The 23,549-nt window shown below is 51.8% G+C and carries 18 protein-coding genes, 3 tRNA genes, 1 rRNA gene and 1 pseudogene; 2 read left to right on the top strand and 21 right to left on the bottom strand.

Annotated features, from left to right (window positions below; translation table 11 throughout):
• Positions 1-68 precede the first annotated feature (68 nt).
• The 13 genes and pseudogenes from CHB59_RS10820 to CHB59_RS10760 form a co-directional block, all read right to left on the bottom strand.
• Positions 69-818, bottom strand: a complete 750-nt coding sequence (locus CHB59_RS10820; RefSeq protein WP_245835124.1) for a type II secretion system protein — start codon at positions 816-818, stop codon at positions 69-71.
• Positions 806-2,392: a hypothetical protein gene (locus tag CHB59_RS10815; protein ID WP_089376256.1), complete on the bottom strand. Its 1,587-nt coding sequence runs from the start codon at positions 2,390-2,392 to the stop codon at positions 806-808. Before CHB59_RS10815 ends, CHB59_RS10820 begins: the two co-directional genes overlap by 13 nt.
• Before the next feature lie 25 nt (positions 2,393-2,417).
• Positions 2,418-2,876 (bottom strand): hypothetical protein, encoded by a 459-nt coding sequence (locus CHB59_RS10810; RefSeq protein ID WP_089376255.1) that lies wholly within the window; start codon positions 2,874-2,876, stop codon positions 2,418-2,420.
• A complete protein-coding gene (locus tag CHB59_RS10805) occupies positions 2,873-3,487 on the bottom strand; it encodes a hypothetical protein (RefSeq protein WP_089376254.1) in 615 nt (204 codons plus the stop codon). Before CHB59_RS10805 ends, CHB59_RS10810 begins: the two co-directional genes overlap by 4 nt.
• The gene (locus CHB59_RS10800; RefSeq protein ID WP_143738721.1) at positions 3,484-5,031 is read right to left on the bottom strand and encodes a hypothetical protein; all 1,548 of its coding nucleotides are present in this window, start codon (positions 5,029-5,031) and stop codon (positions 3,484-3,486) included. The genes CHB59_RS10805 and CHB59_RS10800 overlap by 4 nt, the downstream gene beginning before the upstream one ends.
• Before the next feature lie 5 nt (positions 5,032-5,036).
• Entirely contained in the window at positions 5,037-6,242 is a 1,206-nt protein-coding gene (locus CHB59_RS10795) for a type II secretion system F family protein (RefSeq protein WP_089376252.1), read from the bottom strand.
• Between the two features lie 5 nt (positions 6,243-6,247).
• Positions 6,248-7,948: a GspE/PulE family protein gene (locus CHB59_RS10790; protein WP_089376251.1), complete on the bottom strand. Its 1,701-nt coding sequence runs from the start codon at positions 7,946-7,948 to the stop codon at positions 6,248-6,250.
• Between the two features lie 24 nt (positions 7,949-7,972).
• The gene (locus tag CHB59_RS10785; RefSeq protein ID WP_143738720.1) at positions 7,973-8,980 is read right to left on the bottom strand and encodes a tetratricopeptide repeat protein; all 1,008 of its coding nucleotides are present in this window, start codon (positions 8,978-8,980) and stop codon (positions 7,973-7,975) included.
• A gap of 136 nt (positions 8,981-9,116) precedes the next feature.
• Positions 9,117-10,925 carry a pilus (MSHA type) biogenesis protein MshL gene (mshL, locus tag CHB59_RS10780; protein WP_425435878.1) on the bottom strand — a complete coding sequence of 603 codons (1,809 nt, stop codon included), beginning with the start codon at positions 10,923-10,925 and terminating at the stop codon, positions 9,117-9,119.
• A 164-nt stretch (positions 10,926-11,089) separates the two neighbouring features.
• Positions 11,090-12,121 (bottom strand): annotated as a pseudogene (locus tag CHB59_RS10775) (sigma 54-interacting transcriptional regulator); the annotation flags it as partial.
• A gap of 287 nt (positions 12,122-12,408) precedes the next feature.
• Positions 12,409-12,484: transfer RNA gene (locus CHB59_RS10770), tRNA-His, on the bottom strand.
• Between the two features lie 38 nt (positions 12,485-12,522).
• Positions 12,523-12,599, bottom strand: a tRNA-Arg gene (locus CHB59_RS10765).
• A gap of 26 nt (positions 12,600-12,625) precedes the next feature.
• Positions 12,626-12,702, bottom strand: a tRNA-Pro gene (locus CHB59_RS10760).
• 82 nt (positions 12,703-12,784) lie between these two features.
• Here CHB59_RS10760 and folD point away from each other — a divergent pair.
• Together folD and dksA are read left to right on the top strand one after the other, a co-directional pair.
• Positions 12,785-13,660 (top strand): bifunctional methylenetetrahydrofolate dehydrogenase/methenyltetrahydrofolate cyclohydrolase FolD, encoded by an 876-nt coding sequence (gene folD, locus CHB59_RS10755; protein ID WP_089376248.1) that lies wholly within the window; start codon positions 12,785-12,787, stop codon positions 13,658-13,660.
• Between the two features lie 88 nt (positions 13,661-13,748).
• Positions 13,749-14,171: an RNA polymerase-binding protein DksA gene (dksA, locus tag CHB59_RS10750; protein WP_089376247.1), complete on the top strand. Its 423-nt coding sequence runs from the start codon at positions 13,749-13,751 to the stop codon at positions 14,169-14,171.
• 137 nt (positions 14,172-14,308) lie between these two features.
• Here the strand turns inward: dksA and pnp are convergent, their stop codons facing one another.
• From pnp to rrf, 8 genes are all read right to left on the bottom strand, one after another.
• Positions 14,309-16,450, bottom strand: a complete 2,142-nt coding sequence (pnp, locus tag CHB59_RS10745; RefSeq protein WP_179212146.1) for a polyribonucleotide nucleotidyltransferase — start codon at positions 16,448-16,450, stop codon at positions 14,309-14,311.
• Positions 16,451-16,541: 91 nt separating this feature from the next.
• Positions 16,542-16,811 (bottom strand): 30S ribosomal protein S15, encoded by a 270-nt coding sequence (rpsO, locus tag CHB59_RS10740; RefSeq protein ID WP_015829110.1) that lies wholly within the window; start codon positions 16,809-16,811, stop codon positions 16,542-16,544.
• Between the two features lie 207 nt (positions 16,812-17,018).
• Positions 17,019-17,924, bottom strand: a complete 906-nt coding sequence (truB, locus tag CHB59_RS10735; protein WP_089376245.1) for a tRNA pseudouridine(55) synthase TruB — start codon at positions 17,922-17,924, stop codon at positions 17,019-17,021.
• Positions 17,925-17,939: 15 nt separating this feature from the next.
• Positions 17,940-18,311, bottom strand: coding sequence for a 30S ribosome-binding factor RbfA (rbfA, locus tag CHB59_RS10730; RefSeq protein ID WP_089376244.1), 372 nt, complete (start codon positions 18,309-18,311; stop codon positions 17,940-17,942).
• Positions 18,312-18,314: 3 nt separating this feature from the next.
• Positions 18,315-21,077 carry a translation initiation factor IF-2 gene (gene infB / locus CHB59_RS10725; RefSeq protein ID WP_089376243.1) on the bottom strand — a complete coding sequence of 921 codons (2,763 nt, stop codon included), beginning with the start codon at positions 21,075-21,077 and terminating at the stop codon, positions 18,315-18,317.
• A gap of 73 nt (positions 21,078-21,150) precedes the next feature.
• The gene (gene nusA / locus CHB59_RS10720; RefSeq protein WP_089376242.1) at positions 21,151-22,617 is read right to left on the bottom strand and encodes a transcription termination factor NusA; all 1,467 of its coding nucleotides are present in this window, start codon (positions 22,615-22,617) and stop codon (positions 21,151-21,153) included.
• Positions 22,618-22,644: 27 nt separating this feature from the next.
• Positions 22,645-23,079 (bottom strand): ribosome maturation factor RimP, encoded by a 435-nt coding sequence (gene rimP, locus CHB59_RS10715; RefSeq protein WP_089376241.1) that lies wholly within the window; start codon positions 23,077-23,079, stop codon positions 22,645-22,647.
• A 156-nt stretch (positions 23,080-23,235) separates the two neighbouring features.
• A 5S ribosomal RNA gene (gene rrf, locus CHB59_RS10710) occupies positions 23,236-23,349 on the bottom strand.
• Positions 23,350-23,549: the final 200 nt, after the last annotated feature.

Genomic DNA, 23,549 nt, shown 5'->3' with positions numbered 1-23,549 from the left:
TGAGTAAACCTGGCTACTTACAAGAGAGACAGTGACTTACTGAAATGATCGGCAGCCAAGCCAGACAACTAAGGCAATCGCCCAGCTTCTATCATCGCATGGTAAAGCACATAAGGAGATATCCAGGTCAGGGTGTGGTGGAAACTGCCATTGGGATCATTGGTGCGGATGTCGTGGCTGACAAATACATAATCATCATCAAGGTTGGCCATTTCATCTGCGCCGGCGGCGGCTTCCCCTGCCCTGACCCGGGCACCTGTGCTGCCCAGTGAATAGATAACTGCCACGGCATTGTTGATCAGGTAGTTGGTTGCGCTGCAGCTGGCGCTGCTGGCACATACCATGATGGCGGGCTTCAGATTGGATATCCCGACCTGAGAGATTTCTGTACCTGTAGTGAAATCAGGTGATGGGCTGCCTCCACGGCTACCCTGATCCACTTTGTAGTAAATGGGGTTGCCCCATCCATCCGGCAATTGCCCCATGCTGTTTAGTGACTGCAATGCCAGAGTGGCAGACGGTAGTAAGCGTGCACTTACATCACATATTCCGCCCCCCGCTGGCACTTCAAAACCACCACTGGTTTCGGTAGCCGGGCAAGGTAGCCGTCCGTGCGCCTGGGCAAATCCGACCAGGGATTTCTGCGCGATTTCCAGTTGATGTTCTGTCTGGCGTGACAGGCTGGCCTCCCTTTGTGCTATCACCGGCATGATCAGTGCGGAGAGGATAAACCCAAGAATGACCAATACAATCGTCATTTCCACCAGTGAAAAGCCTTGCTCCTTCTGTTCTGCCACATGTGTCATCATGGTTTCCATGCTGATGCTCCTTCGCTGGCGCTGATGTCTGGAAACTGGTTACCCGCGCTCATGCCATCCGGAAGGTTGAATATGCCCAGCTGAGATAACCCCCGGACAAATACGAGTTGCCTGATCGCCGTCACCTGGGCACCGTTTGCAAGATGCAGCACCAGGCAATCCGCTGTACACTGCGCTACGCCTGTCACGGCATCAAACTCTTCCGCAATGGCATAGCCATACTCATGCCATTTCTGGGTAAAGTACCAGGCTGGCCACGTTGATGGCCGTACCATAGTCTGCTCGTTGGCGACGGTCATCAGGCTGCCGGGAGCTGGCCTGATGGTGCCTTGCTCATGGCCTGCCTGATCGTAGACCCGGATCACGCTGCTATCTGCCAAAGTGAATCGCCTGGTGTTGAAGGGATATGCCGCCATGGGCGTTTGCAGATCCAGGTGATAACCGCTGGCATCCGGCTCAATCGTTTCACACTTCAATACATGGTGAATGCGCCAGACGCAGTCAAACGCTCTTGCCGTGCTCATGTCGCTGTAATGGCTTACGTCGGGATCACCGGCAGGCGTGACCACGGCGTTGCCCGCGCTTTGCCAGGTCAGCACTGCCCGGAAACGACTCTGGCAGCCTTGCAGGGTACAACGCACCATTTCAGCAGAAAAGTCTCGCCGGGCTGCTTCCCGGCCAACCCGGGTCTCGACCGCTGCCATCAATTCATCAATAGTGATATACACCAGGCGATCATTGAAAGTCGCTGTTGCCGAGGCCTGGATGAAGTCCTCATCATCCACCTGATAATCGGCATTGGAATGCATAACGCCATTGATCTGCATGCCATCCAGATAGGCGGCTGTTTCTGGCGCATTGGCTGACCGGTTCTGCCCGGCGACAGGTAAGCCAGCCGCCATAATCACGGCCGCCACCCGGTCCGAGATGAGCTGTCCATTGCCATCTATCACTTTCAACCACGGATAAGGCGTGGTGCCAATGACGTTATCCAGCTCGCTTTTCCTACGCCAATATGGCGGGTCGTGAAAATCTGCAGCCAACAACATACCGGCATTGATGATGGGCGCAGCATTGGGATAAGCGTCTGCATCCAGGGCTGAGGGAGCGAATGCATAGTTATGCACCAGGTTCCTAGAGACGGCATACCACAGCCTGCCACCATACTTGCCACGCATATCCGCGCTGGCCAGCTGCAATTTGACACTCACCCCCTTGCGCAATGAGGCTGTGCAATTGTTATCCCTGGAATCGACGATGGGCAGCATGCCGATCAGGAATGCGCGATTGAAGTTCCTGTTTGAGCTGAAACAGTCACTACCACCGTCATCATATCCTTCGTTACCTCGGTCCGGGTAAGGCATCACGCCTGGGAACTCAGAGTGAGTCACCGACCATGCCATCAACGCGGTCTTGGCTTCCGCCAGCACCCGGCTTGTTCTTTCTTCCCGTTCTGCCTTCAGCCTGGCGGTATCGTATGACTGCACGATATAAGCTGTCACTGCCAGGCCGATGATGAACATCATCAGCAACATGGCCGCACCACGTTGACGAGTCAGGCTACATGGTGCCATCCCTGCATCCTTGATACATGGCAACCTAGGGGACCGTCTTATGCACATGTACGTCATGTCCTGTCATGGCGCCGGTTTCCAGGTCGTATACCTCGCCGGGCTTGAGCTGAAGATATTGGCCCGTGCCCAATATGGTCAATGGCACATGATGATCGCCTGGCTGGAGAGTCCCGACCTGCACATGGGAGCCGCTACCACCTTCCCGTAATGGCTTGCCATTCACCCATACCGTCCCCTTGCGACCATCGCTGCACTGCAACATCCCCTGGATACTGATACTTGCTTGCTTTTCAGGCACAGCTATTTTTTCAAGATGATGCCCTACCTCATGCTCCACTGGTTGTGCCAGCACTGGCGGCTCCGGGTTATGCCGCAAGTATTCCAGGTGTTCCCGTTCAGCAGGTGAAGTAAAAAGACGCCCTGTGACCTCTGCTGCCTGCCCCTGCTGCATCACGAAAAACAATCCCAATAAGGCATATTTCATGATGTTTTCCCCGCGCTTATTTCACGCAATGTCAGCCAGTCCATTTCACATATTGCGTTGGCAGTGGGTGCCAATGTATCAGACACCCCGCCACTGATCCGGACAATGGTGCACTCCCGCAACAGGAAAGGAGCTGTCGCTGCAGTCGGCAGACTTTCCAGCAACACCAGTAAATCTCCTTCATGCAGCAATGGCACTTCCAGCTTCATGGTTGAGCGGTATAGATGGAAAGGCGCAATATTGGCAATGAATGCCGGGGAATAACTTGCCTGCGGCCCTATGCTGTACTGTATGTCAAATAACTGATGTGTCTGCTGAATGTCGCGCAAAGCATCAACCCAGGCCATCCGGCGTTCCTCACCAATGAACCCCTGTTGAATCAGCTGCTGATACACAGGAAGATAGCGCGTGATGTCTTCCCGCTCCTGCCCTGACGACTTTAGGCGCAGCTGCGCCTGCTTCAATCTGGCTTCCTGCTGCTGTCTTTCCTGTCTCACCATCTCACGACAAGACCAGACATACGCAAGCAATGCCAGCACCGACATCATGACAATAATCAGGATAATCATGGGCAGGAGTAGCCGTCGAGTGGCTGGTGTCAGCTTGGTCATGGCGACTCCGGTGTTAATACCAGCTTGAGCTTGAAAGCTGCTTTTTCACGCTGCATTGCATGCTCGCTCATAGTGTTGCCATTCAAACCGGAGTAAGAGCTCACATTCACCGGGTGCTCGATAATAGCAACATCAAGAGTCGCGATATCTTTCCGAAGTTGCGCCGCAAAACGTTGTACCGTGTCCAGAGCAGCACGATAATCCCCGGCGAACCCCTTCACTTCACCGCTGACAAAACCAATGTTGTACACCACTGTTCCACTTGCAGCCTGGTCTGCAATCCGCTCCGTATCATTCAGCGCCTGATCAGTGCTCATCACCCAGCTTACCCGCTCCAGTTGGATGGCAGACAAACCCTCAAGTCCCTGGCTAATCACACGCAGCATCTGGCCAGGATCAGCCTCATATTGCTTGATGCGTTCATGCACATGCACGGCCGTACGCAAATCGGCTCCCGGAACAGGCGTGGCAGGAAAATGACTGGTTATTTCGCCATATTGTTGTTCCTGCTGCCGTACCTCTGCCATGACGGTTTCAAGCTGGTGCGCTTCTTCCCTTATTTGCATCAGGTAGCACATTACCAGTGACAACCCGAGCAGTACCATCACCAGTGAAGCCGCCATCAGGCGCTTGCGCCATGTTTCCAGCTTGTAATGCCTGGTTAGAACTGCTGGCGCAAGATTATCCGGGGCGTTGCCGCGCGCGAGCATATGCATATGCAACAGTTCCGGCACCTGCTGTACCTGCTTGCAGGCCAGCCCGATGCATGACGCCAGCTGTGACGGGTTCATGACCATGCATTCCAGGCCCTGCTCCTGCCTGAGATACTCTGCAAGCTGCTTGGCGTCCGGCGCTGACGTCAACATCAATACCTGCAAAGGTGTTTCCTGCGCAATCAGGCGCTGGCTCAATAAATACAGGCGCGCCTTCTCTATTTCCTTCAGGTGGAACTGCGCCAGTTCCTCGTGATGCTCGCTGGCAAGAGGCAGCTGTCGGCTGATACGCAGTTGCCCCTGGGATAGATAGCTTTGCCGCAGGCCGGAGGAAAGTTGCTCGCTCAGTAGCATCTCCCCTGAGCGATATCCACATTTCTGCAACAGGCGCTGACTCAGCATGGGCAAGGTATAAGCACCGATCAACTGCGCCTGGCAAGCCTCCACGATCTCCAGCCAGGGTTGCAGAAAACCAGTATTGGTCAGTGCATTGAACAGGAACTGGTCATCACGGCGTTTATCACGCTCGCGTGCAAGGAAGTATGCCGCCCGGAACATGCTGCCACGGTATACATGATCGAGTTTGCGCTGCAGCATTGCCTGCTGCGCGCGCCATCTCACATGCGGCATCACCTCAATATGGAAATCCTCCTCCCGCGCATCGATGACCAGATATACGGTTGCATGTTGATAGCGCTGCAGGAACTCGGCAAATGCGGCATGCCCTAGCCTGTCATCTGGAAAAATTTCATGGTGGCGCCACTGCCCCAACCACCATCGACCAGCAATCAATTGATGATGACTGACACACAATATGAGTTTGTCGAACATCAATGTCATATCCCCAACTGGCCAAATGCGTCGTACACCGGCCCCAGCACAGCAAACATGATGAAGGCAAGAATGACACCCAGCACGACAGTAAGCACTGGCTCTATCATATTCAGCATCTTTTCTATCGACTCATTGACGTCACGGTCATAAAAATAACTGATATTCAGCAATGCCCGGTCCAACCCACCGGTCTGCTCACCCACCCGTATCATGCGCACCACCAGCGGCGGAAAAAGCGCCACATTGCGGAAACTGTCACTCATGCTGGTACCTGCGCTGATCTGCTGCCATGCCTGGTTCAGGGCCTCAGCAATCACATGATTGCCCACCACTCCTTCACAATGCCGTATACCGTCCAACACCGGGATACCTGTCTGGTACATCAAGGCGAAATAGCGCGAAAAGCGTGCCAATATGATTTTGTTGAGAATATTGCCTGTCACTGGCAAATGCAGCTTGACCCAGTCAACGCGATAACGCATTTGTGGACTGAAGCCCATGGCTGCAATCAGCAGCAGTACCAGCACTGCGGGAATAGCTATCATCAGCCACCAGTAATTGACTACTGCATGCGAGATGGCAATGATCATGCGAGTCTGCAGCGGGAGCTCCTGTCCCATATTGCCCAGAAACGTCACCATCTGCGGCACCAGGTACGCCATGAGGAATACCGTTGCCCCCAATACCACCACCAGCACAAATAATGGATAGGCCAGCAGCTTTTTGGTGTGCGCCATCAGTTCATCCTGCCATTTCAGAGTGGACGTCAGGTGCTGGAATATCTCAGGAATGTGTCCGGTCTGCTCCCCTGCGCGAACCAGGCTGACAAACACGCGATTAAATATATGCGGATACTCCGCTAGCGCCTGTGACAGCAGCTTTCCCCCTTCCACCGATGTCACCAGCGCGCCAATCACGGCCTGGAAATGTGGATTGGACGTACTGCTGCGCACATCCATCAGCCCGGCCAGTAAAGGGACGCCGGCAGCTGTCAGCTGTTCCATCTGGAAACAGAACATTGCCAACTCCTGCAGGCTGACACGATGGCGACGGAAAAAGTAAGTATGCATGGCAGCTGGCCGGAAGGTGACCAGGTCCAGGCCAATACGCTTCAGCCGCAACTCCAGGTCCACATCGTTCAGCGCCTCAATCTGCCCCCGCGCAGATTTGCCCGCCTGATCCATCGCCTTGTAGATATAGGTTGGCATTGCGTTTATCGCACCCGGCTCGTCAGGTCAATCACCCGCATCACTTCTGCCAGGCTGGTGACGCCTTCCAGGACACGCTGCACACCATCTTCCGCCATGGTGGAAAACCCCTGCGCCATGGCCAGGTCGCGCATTTCCTCAACATGCGCGCGGCGGGCGATCAAGGCATCCATCGCACTATCGATACGTAACAGCTCCATAATCGCCATCCGCCCCCGATAACCCGTGAAATTACAGCGCGGACACCCTGTCGCACGATATAACGTGGTTTCAACGCCAGATGTTGCAAGCAGGCGCTGCTCATCCTCGTCAGCGGTATATGCCTCTTTGCAATGTCTGCACAGGACGCGCACCAGGCGTTGCGCCACAACGCCTATGATATTGCCTGCCATGATGTCAGGCGAAATACCAATATCCAGCAAGCGGGAAAAGGTGCCAAGCGCAGAGTTGGTATGCAGGGTGCTGAATACCTGATGCCCAGTCATCGCTGCACGGAACGCCATCGTTGCCGTATCCGCATCCCGGATTTCCCCCACCAGGATAATGTCTGGGTCCTGGCGCATGATGGAGCGAATACCATTGGCAAAATCTACTTTATTGACCTCGGCCACCGAGGTCTGGCGCATCATGGCAACCGGATACTCCACCGGGTCTTCCAGCGTCATGATATTCACCGCCTCGCTGTTCTGGAAAGACAGCAATGAATACAGGGTTGTGGTCTTGCCACTCCCCGTTGGCCCGGTCACGATCAGGATGCCTTCCGGGCGCGTCATCATGAGTTTGAGTTCGTTCAGCGCATTGCCGCGCAAACTCATCCGTTCAAGCGGGATAATCGATTTTTCACGATCCAGTACACGCAGTACGATATTTTCACCGTGTATCATGGGATGGCTCGCAACGCGAAAATCGATTGGCCGCCCCCCGAGATTCATATTCAGGCGTCCATCCTGCGGCGCACGCGTCTCGGCAATGTCCATGCCGCTGATCACCTTGAGCCGCACTGCAATCCCGGGCCAATAGGTGTTATGCAGGCTACGGATTTGCTGCAGAACACCATCGATGCGATACCGGATGCGCAGAAAAGCCGACTCCGGTTCAAAATGGATATCCGAAGCGCCCCGCTTGACAGCATCCATAAGCAAGGCCCCGACTAGTCGCACTACAGGATGCGTATATTCGTTTCCTGAGGCTTGCAGGCTCTGGTAGTCAATTTCACCAGTTTCTATTTCACGCAAAATACCATCCACGGACAGTTCATAGCCGTAAAACTGGTCTATGTATTCCTCTAACTGGGTTTCTGCCGCCAGCACGGCTTTGACCTGTATATGCGCTCCGATCGCGGCACGCAACTGATCCATGGCCACGACATTGAACATATCGGATACGGCCACCGTGAGTAAGCGTTGTGTCGTATCAAATGCCACGGGCAACACATGATAGCGACGTGCAACACTCTCCTGGACCAGAGCGATTGCCTCCGCATCCGCTACGACTGCGGACAGATCAATACTCTCTTCTCCCATGGCATGCGCCATCAGGTCTCGTACAACAGACTCCATGACAAAACCCAGCTGCACCAGCTGCTTGCCCAGCGGCATCCGGCTATGTTCCTGCTCAATGAGTGCAATGCGCAGTTGATCGGGGCTGATTAGGCCCTGTTGCACCATAAAATCTCCCAGGTGGAGAGTGTGACGTTGAGCTTCCATGCACGTCCTCCAAGAAAACAACAACTATTGAAGCTGCCGTATCCTGGCAGCCAGTTGTATTTGATCTATCGCGCCTGATGACTGGTTCGCCAATAGACCTTGTGCCTGTTGGTAATATTCCAGGGCAATCGCCTGCTTTCCCATCTGATCCAGGCTGACCGCCAGGTTGAATACATGCTCAGGATTGCCTGCTTCCAGCTGATATGCGCGGAAATATGCCTGTTGCGCCAATACCCATTGCTTCCGTACGGCATAGAAATACCCTAGTGCTGCATGCACGTATGCCGCATCCGGCTGCTGACTGACCAGACTTTTCAGTGCTGACTCACTAAGACCTGACTCAAGTTGCGCATGCAACTCCAGCAAGGCAGATTGCGCCTCACTATGACGTGGTTCGACTGCCAGCACTTTTTCATACCAACTGACAGCTTCCTGATCACGCCCCTGATGCACGGCAATCACCGCCATGCCCAATAAGGCATCCACGTTGCGCGCATCCGCCTGTGCTGCTTGGAGGTAGGCCTGCTCCGCTTCCTGCATCTCTCCCCGGTTGAACGCGGCATATGCTGTCTGCACCCATTGATTCTCTGCCGCGTGCCCACGACTCAGCACTATATGATGACTTGCGGACAGGCTGGAGGTGGTATTCGGCGTCTGCTGTTGCGGCAGGGACTCCTCCTCTGTGGGCACAGCTTCCAGCACTGGTGGTACCTCCTGCTCTGGCGTGAATACCGCCATGACAGATAATGTATCCGCCAGCAAAGGTGATTCCGGCACATCCTCCATGGCACTTGCCGTTGCAATCATCGACTCCCCAGCGTTGACACTGCCAGCGCCTACAGCTGCCGGCATATTGATCGGCTGATTTCTGGCTTGCGCCATGACAGGCTGTATCAGCGTCATGACATACCACACTACGCCTCCCATGCCTGACAAAAGCAGAGCCAGCAACGTCATCCATTGTGCCGTTGGCGACCATCCGCCGTTCCGCTTCCGAGGGCGGCCTGCCACGGCCTGCGTACTAACATTCATATCAGCGTGCCGAGACTGGCTGCTGTTGGGCTGAGGTACATCCGTTGATACCGGCCTTCCATCCATTTCAGGCATCCTCAATCCATCACCCTCAGCCAGTAGCCGGCGCCTCACGGTTTTTTCTGATTGCAATGTATTAATGAACGGTCTCATCAATCAGTCTCTGTAATTGTTGGGCCGGTAGATATTGCTTATAAGCGCCCAACTCCCCACTTTCCAGGCTGGCATGCTGAATAACAACAGGCCGCATGAAGATCACCAGTTCGGTCTTGACATTGAAGTTGCTGCGCGCAGTAAACAGCTTGCCCAGCAAGGGAATCCTGGAAATACCGGGCACATTGTCCGAAGCGTTTTGTATGTTGTCCTGCATCAACCCGCCCAGTACTGCGGTATCGCCGCTATTCACTCGCAGCATCGACTCAAACTCACGTACCTGGATCTGCGGAATCCGGCTGACGATACGCGTGCCGCCCGCAATCAATTGTGGATTGGGATCATCGATATAACTCAAGACTCTGGAAATGGTAGGCCGCACGTTGATATTGACTTGCCCGTCGTCATTGATTTGAGGCGTGACGCTCATCACCATCCCTACGGGTACGGTATTGGGCGTGGTCGTAATTGACTGGAGATTGGTAGCGCCCTGTCCCAACCCTTGTGACACCTGTGACTGGATCGTGAAATACACCAGGTTATCCACAACCTTGAGGACTGCCGTTTGATTGTTCAGGACCATCAATTTAGGGCTGGAAAGCACCTTGGTATCGCCAAACTGTTGCAGCAGCCTCAAACTGAAACTGAGGTCGCTGTTGGTACTGGCATAACCGATACTGAAAGGAACTTCACTACCTGCAGCACCCGCCACACCAGCAGGCCTCAGTACATCACTCAACCCCAAAGCATTGGTCATGTTGAAACCGTTACCAAGCCGGCGCCAATCAATACCGGCCTGGTAAGTATCATTCAACGTCACTTCGACAATGGATGCTTCAATCAGCACCTGCTTTCTGGCACTGCTCATGACCTGATCAAGAAACTCCTGCACTTTTTCGTGCTGGCGGTTGGTAGCGCGTATACTGATCACGCCTGTTTCCGGGCTGGCAATCACAGTCGCAGCGAACAGAGTCTTATATTCCGCACGTGTCTGCTCCCTGTCTGCCGCTCCAGCCGGTGTCCTTGTTTGCGCAACTGCAGGCTCATCGCCGCCATCCCCTGTCTCATTTTCAGTCATTACATCCACGGTCTGTACCGGACTGACAGTTCTGGCGATCATCACTTCTTTGTCCGTTTCCGCCAGCAGGTCTTTCAGGTTCCGGATCAATGTGTCCCAGAAATGATTGGCAGCAATACTGTTCACTGCTGTCCGCGAGCTGTTCGCCACACCCACGCCAGTTATTGTCGCATTACCCGCTGCAGCGTTGCCGCCTGCACTGCTTGTGGTGGAGGCGCTACGCCCGGTACTGGCGATCTCTGCCGCCACGCCAATAAATCCTGTCGTATCCCGTGACATATTGACGTAATCCACTTTGTAATTCCGCAATACTGGCAAGTCTGGCGTAATGCTTAATACGTTGCCATCTACGCGGTATGTCAGGTCTACTTGCTGCGCCAGGCGTTGCAATATGGCAGGTAATGTCTGGTCTATGGCATTCAGGGTAGCTCTCCCCTGAATGGCAGGATGGATATCAACATTCAGCTGACTTTCACGCGCCAATGCAAACAGGATATCCTTGACCGGCACATCATTGACTACGAGACTGTATGTCGGCTCCTTGAGCCTGGGTCTGGGAGGAGGAAGGTAATGACTACTTTTGACCGGCCTGGGAATTACTGTATCCGGTACCTGGTGCGGAAACCGCGACTCGTCGATATGACCATCGGAAGGAGTCACCGCAGGTTGATGAACGCATCCTGCCAGGCCGAATATGGCTGGCATAATCAACATCCCGGCAACTCTTGTCATTGCGATTGACAAAATCCACCTCCCCGACTGATATACAATTTTCTTGTTTTATTTCACCATCTCTAACCGGAGCCAGGCATCAGGCTATCCCATCACTCCCGTGAATCGCGGATGCTCCAGGCAGGATGTGTGTACACTCACACTACTTATTCACCCTTATAACTTTGCTGCAACTGCATACGGCTGTACAAGGTAGTACGATTAACACCCAACAATCGGGCTGCCTGGGTTTGATTACCATGAGTCATGTTCATGGCCGCATCAACGTAAGCCGACTCCCAGGCCTTGAGAATCTGGTTGAGGTTGACATGGGTGTGTACCTGCAAATGCTTGCGTGCCAACCCTGTCATCGTTTTTACATTGGCCCCTACGGGCAGGTCCATGGCATGGCTTGCCACTTCTTCCATACCGGTATGCATCAGGTCAAGCTCGGCATTCAACTGTGCTTCGGTCACGGTCTGACCGGCATATTTGGCAGTCAGGCGGATGATAATATTGCGTAATTCACGCACATTGCCAGGGAAGCAGTAATCCATCCAACGCTGGTTGGCCTGCTCATCCAGATCAAAGGGACGTTGCCCGGCTTCTTTCGCATACAAAACCTTGAAATGCTGCAGCAGCAAATTCCTGTCCTGACCCAAATCACGCAAGGGCGGCACCAGAATAGAAAACACACTTAACCGATGATAAAGGTCAATACGAAATCGGCCCTCCCGTACCTCTTTGCGCAAGTCACGGTTTGTCGCTGCAATAATACGTGCATGACTGCGTCGGGCCTGGGTTTCCCCGATACGCTGGTATTCGCCATTTTCCAACACATGTAACAATTTTGCCTGTAGCGCCGGTGTCAGCTCACCTACTTCATCCAGAAACAGGGTGCCATGACCTGCTTCCGCAAAGTAACCACTACGTGTATTAACAGCACCAGTGAACGCGCCTTTGCCATGACCGAACAATATAGACTCGGCAAGGCCGGGGGGAATGGCAGCACAATTAAGAGAGAGAAAGGGAAAAGCGGAACGCTGGCTGGAGTGATGCAGGTACCTGGCAACCAGATCCTTGCCGCTACCTGATTCCCCTTCAATTAACACGGAAAACGGTGCGTTGGAAAACTGCGCAATTTGTATACGCAGCGTTTGCATCGGCAAACTTGCACCAAGCAGATCCCCATGGTCATCATGACCCATGACTCCTCCCAATTTCGTATTATTCACTTGGAAAGCGCAAACCGCTCACTTTCAAGTGTATTTTTTCAGGAATAAAGCCTACTGCTAAAGCACCATTGCAAATTTGATATTACCCGGCCTCCCCTGACCGGTGAATGGCGATCAGCACATACCATGAATGCACTCACAGCCTTTCAGCTCATCAAACATGCAAATATTGCGCATGGCCATTAGATGGAAAGCATGCACAACTAGCGCATACTATAAGCATATATTTATCTTGATACAAGAGGATATGATGGGGTGGCTGATGGGGCTCGAACCCACGACAACTGGAATCACAATCCAGGGCTCTACCAACTGAGCTACAGCCACCGCTGAAACCGAACTATGCATCCGGTGATTGATATTAATGGCCTGCCCGACAGGAATCGAACCTGTAACCCCCAGCTTAGAAGGCTGGTGCTCTATCCGGTTGAGCTACGGGCAGATTGTCGGACAATCAACATTAAAATTTGGTCGGGGTGGAGAGATTCGAACTCCCGACATCCTGGTCCCAAACCAGGCGCGCTACCAGGCTACGCTACACCCCGAGAGGCAGAAATATAGCGTAGTCCCGAATGAAGGTCAAACGATTTCTGCTAAAATATCGCATTATTTTCGAAACAAGATGTCATGACTGCCCAAATCATCAACGGAAAATCTATTGCTGAAGTTACGCTCTCTGAGACAAAGTCATTAGTAGACAAGCGGTTACAGAATGGGCTACGCGCCCCCTCCTTGGCAGTGGTTCTGCTTGGCGAAGATCCCGCCTCTACGATTTATGTACGCAATAAAAGACTGGCCTGTGAGAAAACCGGCATCCGCTCGCTGGCATACAACCTGCCAAGCACGACTACCGAAGCGGAGCTACTGGCATTAATCAATGAACTGAATGCCAATGATGAGGTAGATGGCATTCTTGTACAGTCTCCAGTACCCGCACATATAGAAGAAAAGAAAATCATTGAATCCATCAGCGCATCCAAGGATGTGGATGGCTTCCATCCATACAATATAGGCAGGCTGGCTGTACGCCAACCGACATTACGTTCCTGTACTCCCTATGGCGTCATCAAGCTCCTGCAATCCACAGGCATCAAACTGCTGGGCATGGATGCCGTGGTCGTTGGCGTATCCAACCATGTTGGCCGCCCCATGGCATTGGAGCTATTGCTTGCAGGATGTACAGTGACCAGCTGTCATCGCCATACCAAGGATTTAAAAGCGAATATTGAACGTGCAGATATTGTGGTTGCAGCAGCAGGCAAACCTCATCTCGTCAAAGGTGACTGGATTAAGCCGGGAGCTGTCGTGATCGATATCGGTATCAACCGTATGGCAGATGGCAGCCTGTGTGGAGATGTCGAATTCGCAGCTGCCAGCGAACGCGCAGCCTGGATAACACCAGTACCTGGCGGTGTGGGCCCGATGACTGTCGCCACCTTGATGCAGAACACGCTGAAAGCGTTGGAATTACGCGAGTCTGGACTGGTTCTAGGCACAGACTGATACAGGCTTTTGCATCACTGCGCCATTCAGTGTACACTTGCGCTTGCTTTATTTTTCTGTTAATAAAAAGTTAACTTTTAAGGCGCACATGGCTGAAGCAATTACAAGACAATTTGTTCCTTACCAGCCCAAGGCTGATGAGGAATACATGAATAAAAAGCAGCTGGATCATTTCCGGAAGATTTTGAATGACTGGAAAGCGGAGCTGAGTCATGACATTGATCGCACGGTACATACCATGCAGGATGAAGTCACCATGTTTGCTGACCCCAATGACAGGGCTAGTCAGGAATCCGACATGGCACTTGAGTTGCGTAATCGCGATCGCGAACGCAAACTGATCAAGAAGATTGACGAAACGCTTGCCAATATCGACGCAGGTGACTATGGCTATTGCAATGGTTGCGGCGTGGAAATCGGCCTGAAACGGCTGGAAGCCCGCCCTACTGCAACACTATGCATAGACTGCAAGACCCTGGACGAAATCCGCGAAAAACAGGTTGCCAAATAACGCATTCATTCGCAATAGTACGCTACCGTCAAGATAGCGCGCTATTGCTTATCTGCTGAACAACCCAGCAACCTCAAATTTTGCTTAAATAAAAAGGCCGGTTATCAAACCGGCCTTTTTTACTTGCTAGCTAGCGATCAAGCATCCGGCTGGTCAACAGCAGGGGCTTCTTCGGCCTTCTCTTCTGCCGCAGGAGGCTCTATCAATGCCTTGGCACTCAGGCGTACACGACCCTTATCGTCCACCTCCAGCACCTTGACCTTGACTACCTGGCCTTCCTTGAGGAAATCAGCCACTGCATTCACGCGCTGATGGGCAATTTGCGAGATATGCAGCAAACCATCCTTGCCTGGCAGCAGTGAAACAATAGCGCCAAAATCCAATAACTTGAGGACAGTACCCTCATACACTTGCCCAACTTCCACTTCAGCAGTAATTGCTTCGATGCGCTTCTTGGCTTCTTCACCTGCTTCTGCGCTGGTGCAACCGATCTTGATCGTGCCATCTTCTTCGATATCAATGGTCGTGCCAGTTTCTTCAGTCAGTGCACGGATAACCGCTCCACCCTTGCCGATCACATCACGGATTTTCTCTGGATTGATCTTCATGGTGATAATACGCGGTGCAAATGCGGACAGCTCCTGACGAGCTTCTCCCATAGCCTCCTTCATCAAACCAAGGATGTGGATACGACCTTCCTTGGCTTGGGACAATGCCACTTTCATGATTTCCGCAGTAATACCGGTAATCTTGATGTCCATTTGCAGTGCAGTAATACCAGACTCAGTACCTGCCACCTTGAAGTCCATATCACCCAGATGATCTTCATCACCCAGGATATCAGTCAACACAGCAACACGATTGCCTTCCTTAATCAGGCCCATGGCAATACCAGCCACTTGTGCCTTTACAGGAACACCTGCATCCTGCAATGACAGACAGCCACCGCAAACAGATGCCATGGAGCTGGAGCCGTTGGATTCAGTGATTTCGGAGACAACACGGATGGTATAGCCAAATTCTTCCTTGCTTGGCAATACCGCCAGCAACGCACGTTTAGCCAGACGGCCATGACCAATTTCACGACGCTTTGGTGTGCCAACACGACCAGTTTCGCCAGTGGCGTATGGAGGCATGTTGTAATGCAACATGAAGCGATCTGTGTATTCACCTTGCAGCGCATCAATGATCTGCTCATCGCGACCCGTCCCCAGAGTGGCGACCACCAGGGCTTGTGTTTCACCACGGGTGAACAATGCTGAACCATGAGTGCGTGGCAGTACGCCAGTACGGATCGTGATAGGACGCACAGTGCGCGTATCGCGACCATCAATACGTGGCTCGCCATTCAGGATCTGGCTACGTACAATCTTGGCTTCCAGATTGTGTAGAATTGTCTTGATTTCACCGACTTCATCACTGGAAGTTTCTTCGGTGACCAATTCAGCCAGCACACGACTCTTCACTTCATCCAGCTTGGTAGAACGTGCACCTTTGGACTTGATTTGGTAAGCCGCATTAATGTCTTCACCAGCAGCAGCCGTGACTTTTTCGATCAAGGCTGTATTTTCTTCTGGCGGTGTCCAGTCCCATGGCTCATTGCCAACTTCGGCAGCCATCTCGTTGATCGCGTTGATCACAGCCTGCATTTGCTCATGGCCGTAAACTACAGAACCCAGCATTACATCTTCCGGCAGTTCCTTGGCTTCGGACTCTACCATCAACACAGCGCTGTCAGTCGCCGCGACGACCAGGTCCAACTGAGTTTCCTTCAGCTGAGAGGCAGTCGGATTGAGCACATATTCGCCATTGATATAGCCAACACGCGCAGCACCAATCGGACCATAGAATGGAATACCCGAAACGGCCAACGCAGCGGAAGCACCAATAATCGCTGGAATATCTGAATCGATTTCACTGTCCGACGAAATAACGGTTGCAACGATTTGCACTTCATTCAGGAAGGCTTCCGGAAACAGTGGACGCAATGGACGGTCGATCAGGCGGGAAGTCAGTGTTTCCTTTTCTGAAGGACGACCTTCACGCTTGAAAAATCCACCTGGAATCTTACCAGCAGCGTAGGTACGCTCTTGATAGTCAACAGTCAGTGGAAAGAAATCCTGGCCTGGCTTGACTTCGCGCTTGCCCACCACAGTGACCAACACGACAGTATCGCCATAGCTCACCATGACTGCACCATCGGCCTGGCGTGCAATTTCTCCGGTTTCGAGGGTCAGTTCATGCTGACCGTAGGTAATCGTTTTCTTGATTGCCGTCACAATAATTGTCCTTTAATAAAAAAATAAGCCGATAAGCATTGCGTCTCCGCCCTGCTTTCGGCTTATCTTATGAGTTCACAAGTGCGCGATATTACTTACGCAGACCCAAGCGCTCGATCAATGTACGATAACGATCAGCATTCTTGCGCTTGAGATAGTCAAGCAACTTACGGCGCTGACTTACCAGCTTGAGAAGACCACGACGTGAGTGGTGATCCTTGGCATTGCTTTTGAAATGCTCAGTTAAATAGGTAATGCGGGCACTGAGAAGTGCAACTTGAACTTCTGGGCTACCTGTATCATTTGGAGCTTGTTGAAAATCAGCAACAATCTTTGCTGTTTCTTGAACTGTAATTGCCATAACTTAATCCTGTATATGTGAGATGTGTTTTGCGTCAATGCAAATGCAGGTTACATCAAGCCCGCCAGAGCATTCTTCTTACAATCAACGCGGAATTATAACTCTATTTATATATAAATTCAATAAAGTAGTATTGTCATACTGTTTATCGTCCGTCTGTCCCAGGGGCATCTTTCATGCTTTCCTGAGACAGGAGTACTGCTGCTATCAGCCTGCCTGCCGAAGCAGACGTTTGGGGGCAATCGAACCACGGGAGGTTTGCTCTCCAATCCCAAGAAAAGCACCTTGTTCAGAGTAAAGCCTAAATAACCCCTCAATACTCAAACCTGATTTCCATACTTCCTGGCCGCGCAATAAATAAAAGGCACTATCATCGTCAATGCTCACTTGAGGCAAGTCCTCAATCGCTGCATCCGCCCCGAGCAGAGTTGCATCACGCTGTTCCAGCGACATCTGGTCAAGTTGCTCAATCGTCACTGCATCCTGCAGATTAAAATGCGCTGTTGTCAGACGCCGCAAACCACCAAGATGAGCACCACATCCCAGCAGCTTGCCAATGTCTTCAGCCAGCGTCCGTATGTAGGTACCTTTGCTACATGAAACCACCATCTCGAACTGCTGGCCATCGAACCGCTCCAGCGTAATGGCATGTATGGTCACTGGCCTGGGTTCACGAGCAATCTCCACACCATCACGCGCATACTCATACAGTGCTTTGCCACCATGTTTCAATGCAGAATACATGGGAGGAACTTGCAAGATATCGCCGACCATTTTCGTCAGTGCAACTTCCAGCTCAGATTGCGTCGTGTTGACAGGTGAGCGCTCCAGCACTTCGCCCTCGGCATCGCCTGTCGTGGTCGTGCTGCCCAAGGTCACTAGTGCCCGGTAGCTCTTATCAGCATCCAGCAAGAAATGGGAAAATTTGGTAGCTTCGCCCAGGCAAATGGGCAATAAGCCGCTTGCTAATGGGTCAAGGCTGCCAGTATGGCCAGCCTTGGCTGCCTGGTAGAGACGCTTGACGATCTGTAATGCCTGGTTGGAGGAAATACCGAGCGGTTTGTCCAGCAGCAGCACACCGTCGATATTGCGCTTGATTCTTCTGAATTGCACAGCTTACCGTTGTTATCAGTTGGAAGGTTCGTCTTGCTCTGGTTCGACTGGAGGCAAAACCTCGTCAATCAGCTTGGCGATATGCATACCATGATCAATAGAAGCGTCGTAATTGAAGTGAAGTTGCGGCACAGTCCTGAGCAACAATCGCTTTGCGAGCTGACTACGCAGGAAACCTGCAGATTTTTCCAGCCCCTTCTGCAACTCCGGCGTACCTTGCGGTGCCGTATAGTAAATTTTGGCATGCGCCATATCACCACTGACTTCGACCTCGGTCACTGTCACCATGGAAACACGGGGGTCCTTGACTTCGAATTGCAGCAGATCAGCGAGTTCTCGCTGGATCTGCTCGGCAACACGGTCACTTCTGGAAAATACCTTAGCCATGACTTATAGGGTTCTCGCAACTTCCACGACTTCGAATACTTCCAGAATATCGCCTACTTCAATTTCGTTATAGTTCTTCAAGGACAGGCCGCACTCGAAATTGGATTTCACTTCCTTGACGTCATCCTTGAAACGCTTCAGCGAGTCCAGTTCGCCAGTATGAATCACGACATTGTCACGGATCAGGCGAATCTTGGAGTTACGACGGATAACACCATCCTGCACGTAACAACCAGCAACCGAACCGACCTTGGAAATACGGAATACCTCACGGATTTCCACGGTGCCGATCACGTTTTCCTTCTGCTCTGGTGACAACATACCGCCCAATGCCGCCTTCACTTCATCCACTGCTTCGTAGATGATGGTGTAATAGCGCACATCCACACCAGAACTATCCATCAGCTTGCGCGCGCCCGCATCAGCACGCACGTTGAAACCTATAATCACCGTCTTAGACGCCGCAGCAAGGTTGACGTCAGATTCCGTAATCGCACCAACACCGGTATGAATGATGTTGACCTTGACTTCATCAGTGGACAATTTCTGTAGCGATGTCGCCAGCGCTTCGTAAGAGCCCTGTACGTCTGACTTGATGATCAGAGGCAGCACTTTGACCTCTCCCTCACCCATCTGTTCAAACATGTTTTCCAACTTGGCTGCTTGCTGTTTCGCCAGCTTCACATCACGGAATTTACCTTGACGGAACAGGGCAATTTCACGCGCCTTGCGCTCATCATTCAGCACAATGACTTCTTCGCCGGAGTTAGGCACATCGGATAGGCCCAGAATTTCTACCGGGATGGATGGTCCCGCCTCTTTCACGTCATTGCCACTTTCATCCAGCATCGCACGCACACGACCATAAGCACTACCAGCCAGAATCATGTCGCCACGTTTGAGCGTACCGGATTGAACCAGAATAGTGGATACAGGGCCACGGCCCTTGTCCAAACGTCCTTCGATGACGAGCCCCTTGGCCGGGGTATTCTTTGGCGCTTTCAGCTCCAACACTTCCGCTTGTAGCAGTACTGCTTCCAGCAGGTTATCGATACCCAGACCAGTCTTGGCGGACACTTCGACAAACATGGTGTCACCACCCCAATCTTCGGGGACAACTTCGTGACTCACCAACTCCTGCTTCACGCGTTCCGGATTAGCTTCGGCCTTATCAATCTTATTCACTGCCACAACCAACGGCACGCCGGCCGCCTTGGCATGGTGTACGGCCTCGATCGTTTGCGGCATGACACCATCATCTGCAGCCACTACCAGAATCACAACATCCGTTGCCTTTGCACCACGTGCACGCATCGCAGTAAATGCTTCGTGACCAGGAGTATCCAGGAAAGTCACCATGCCGCGTGGAGTTTCCACATGGTAAGCACCAATATGCTGAGTAATGCCGCCTGCTTCACCAGAAGCCACACGACTGCGACGAATGTAATCCAGCAGGGAAGTCTTACCATGATCAACGTGGCCCATGACAGTCACTACTGGCGGACGCGCTTCCTGCACTGCCTCTGCATGCTCAGCTTCATCCAGGAAGGTTTCCGGATCATTAGAAGCCGCTGCCTTAGCATTGTGGCCCATTTCTTCCACAATGATGATCGCAGTTTCCTGATCAAGCACCTGATTGATCGTCACCATCATGCCCATCTTCATCAGTGCTTTGATTACTTCACTCGCCTTGACCGCCATTTTGTGAGCAAGATCCCCCACAGTAATGGTTTCAGGCACAAGTACATCATGCACAATAGGCTCTGTCGGCGCAGTGAATGCATGCTGCTGGGATTCATTATCCTTGGACTTGGATTTTCCCTTATGTGCACGCCATCCCTGGGTAGCTGATCCAGCCTCACCACGCGCCTTTACACCACCGCGCTTCTTGTTGCCACCGTCATTCCACTCTTTTGCGCCCGCACTACCCTTACCGGATTTTTTCGCACCCTTGTCTTCAGTCTTGGGGGCTTCTTTTGCAGCTGGCTTATGCAAAGTACCTTCTGACAGCTTATTTGCCGCTGCCTCAGCAGCACGCTTAGCTTCTTCCTGGCGACGCTGAGCCAATTCCTGTTTCTTGCGCAGTTCCTCAGCCTGAATCGCCATCAAAGCTGCTTGCCGCTTTGCTTCACGCTCTCGCAATGCAAGCTCTTCCACACCCAACAGCTCTTTTGCTGTCAACTTACGTGCGGGCTCAACTGCTTTCTCAGCCTCTGGCTCTACCGGAGCTTGCGGCTCTGCCTCAGCAGTGACAGTCTCAACCACTGGCTCAGGTACAGGCTCGGGCTCTACTGCCGCTACCGTTTCTTCGACCACTGGTTCAGGCACAGGCGTCGTGTCAACAACAGGCTCAGGCTCCACCACTGCAACAGGTTCCGACTCAACCTCAGGCTCAACAACAGCCTCTATAATCTGCTCTTCATCAACTGGAGCAACAACCTCTTCTTCAGCAATAGCTTCCTGTGCAGGATCACGGCGCACTAAAACACGCTTCTTACGCACCTCAACTTGTATGGTGCGCGCCTTGCCACTGCTATCAGACTTCTTGATTTCAGTCACTTGCTTACGAGTTAGCGTAATTTTATTCTTAGGCTCTTGCGCACCATGTTCCTTGCGTAAGTATTCCAGCAATGACGTTTTGTCCTGCTCCGTAAGCGTGTCATCATGAGCAGTTTTGCTGACACCTGCTCCTCTTAATTGCTCCAGAAGCAGTTCAGCCGGCAGCCCTAATTCATTGGCAAACTGTGCTACGCTCGATTGTCCCATTCTGCTACTCCAGTCTCTTTCATTTGCACTGTCAATCAGTGCATTTCTCTAGCTACGCCAGCCTAACTCAAACTTAGGCAAACCATGGTGCGCGAGCAGTCATGATCAATTGTTTCGCGCGCTCAACATCCATTCCAGTCAACTCAACCAGGTCATCTACTGCCAAATCGGCAAGATCGTCCATTGTTGACACTCCCTTATTAGCCAGGGTACGTGCTGTTACTTCATCCATACCATCCATACGCAGCAGATCTTCAGACGCCTCACCAACCTTCTCTTCCTTGGCAATAGCCTCTGTCAGCAATGCGGCACGTGCACGCTTGCGCAATTCGCTGATGGTATCTTCGTCAAAAACTTCAATCTCACTCATTTCCACCAACGGAACATAAGCAATTTCTTCAAGCGTGCTAAAACCCTCTTGGACGAGAATCTCCGCAACTTCTTCATCCACATCCAACTTATCAACAAACAACTGCAAAGTGCTGCTGTGCTCTTCTTCGCTCTTCTTCGCAGCTTCTTCTTCGGTCAGGATATTCAATGTCCAGCCAGTCAGTTCCGAAGCAAGACGTACATTCTGGCCACTCCGACCAATTGCCTGTGCCAACTGCTCCTCATCAACAATCACATCCATACTGTGAGCATCTTCATCCACGACAATGCCGGATACTTCCGCTGGAGCCATCGCATTAATGACAAACTGAGCAGGTTCCATTGACCACAACACAATGTCCACTCTCTCACCTGCCAGCTCACCAGTAACCGCCTGCACGCGTGAACCACGCATACCAACACAGGTACCAACCGGGTCAAGACGCTGATCGTTGGACTTCACTGCAATTTTTGAACGCAAACCAGGATCACGCGCTGCTGATCGGATTTCCAGCAGGCCCTCATCAATTTCAGGTACTTCCAACTCAAATAACTTGATCAGGAATTCAGGCGCAATACGTGACAGAATCAACTGAGGACCGCGACCACCTCGTTCAATCCGAGAAAGATAAGCCCGCACCCGATCACCCACGCGCAGATTTTCCTTCGGAATCATTTGCTCACGTGGCAACATGGATTCAAGGCGACCTACTTCGATAATCGCATTGCCTTTTTCCATACGCTTGATCACACCAGTGACCAAGTGCTCTTTACGGGCAAGGAAGTCATCCAGAATTTGCTCTCTCTCAGCCTCACGCACTTTCTGCAAGATAACCTGCTTAGCCGCTTGAGCGCCGATCCGACCAAACTCTACAGACTCCAGCGGCTCTTCAATATATTCACCAATTGCCAGGCCTTCCGCACGTGCATCATCTGCAGCAACCTCGGCACCTGGGTTTTCCAGCATATCAGCTTCAACAATTTGCCAACGACGAAAAGAACTGTACTCACCATTATCACGGTTAATTTCTACACGCACATCAGCATCTTCAGTAAAACGCTTCTTGGTAGCAGAGGCCAGCGCCAATTCCAAGGCTGTAAAAATAACGGTTTTGGCCACATTCTTCTCATGGGCCAGTGCATCGACCAATAATAATATTTCGCGACTCATATTCAATCTCCGCCAAAAAATTGGTGTTTAGAACTCAGGGGACAATCTGGCTTTATCAATACTGGAAAGCGCTATCCGTTGCTCAACGCCCTCGCATTCAATGACAAGATGATCCTGATCCACGCCACGCAATATGCCTAAAAAATTCTTTCGTCCCTCAATCGGCGAACGCAACTTCACCAGAGCACGCTCTCCGACGAATCGCACAAAATCCGACTCTTTTCTCAATACCCTATCCAGACCAGGAGATGATACTTCCAGCCTGTCATAATCTATATCATGTTCGACAGCCAACAGATTGCTCAGGTGATTACTTACTAATACACAGTCATCAATATTGATGCCTTCCGGCTTATCAATAAATAAACGAATCATCTTGCCACGATTGGCCAGCTCCATCTCAACCAACTCATACCCCAGCTGGTTCAAGGACTTCTCCAACAATGCGTTCAAATCCTGCATAGCAAACCTTATTGCCTGATTCCACAAATAAAAAATGGGCTCAACGCCCATCCCCAAGGCCGCTATTATAGCAACCAGATACTGATAACACAAAAACAAAAGCCCTCTTACAGAGGGCTCTCGTTATCACCCAGAAAATCTGGATGTTAAATAAAAGCCTGGCGGTGACCTACTTTCGCATGCGAGGTGCATACTATCATTGGCGCAGAATCGTTTCACGTCCCTGTTCGAGATGGGAAGGGGTGGGTCCAATTCGCTATGGCCGCCAGACATAACCGGTAGTGCGTGTACGAGGTACATTCACTGATGTCTGATGGAATTTGCTATCGCAAATTCGTCTTCAACAAACAGAAGAAGTAAAGATGGTATTTTGATTGCTGCTTTAAAAATACCTTGATTCAAGTTTCAAGGTTATAGGATCAAGCCTCACGAGCAATTAGTATCGGTTAGCTTAACGCATTACTGCGCTT

It is taken from the genome of Methylobacillus rhizosphaerae (assembly GCF_900187985.1).
GTDB lineage: Bacteria > Pseudomonadota > Gammaproteobacteria > Burkholderiales > Methylophilaceae > Methylobacillus > Methylobacillus rhizosphaerae.
This window is presented reverse-complemented; position numbering and strand designations above follow the sequence as displayed.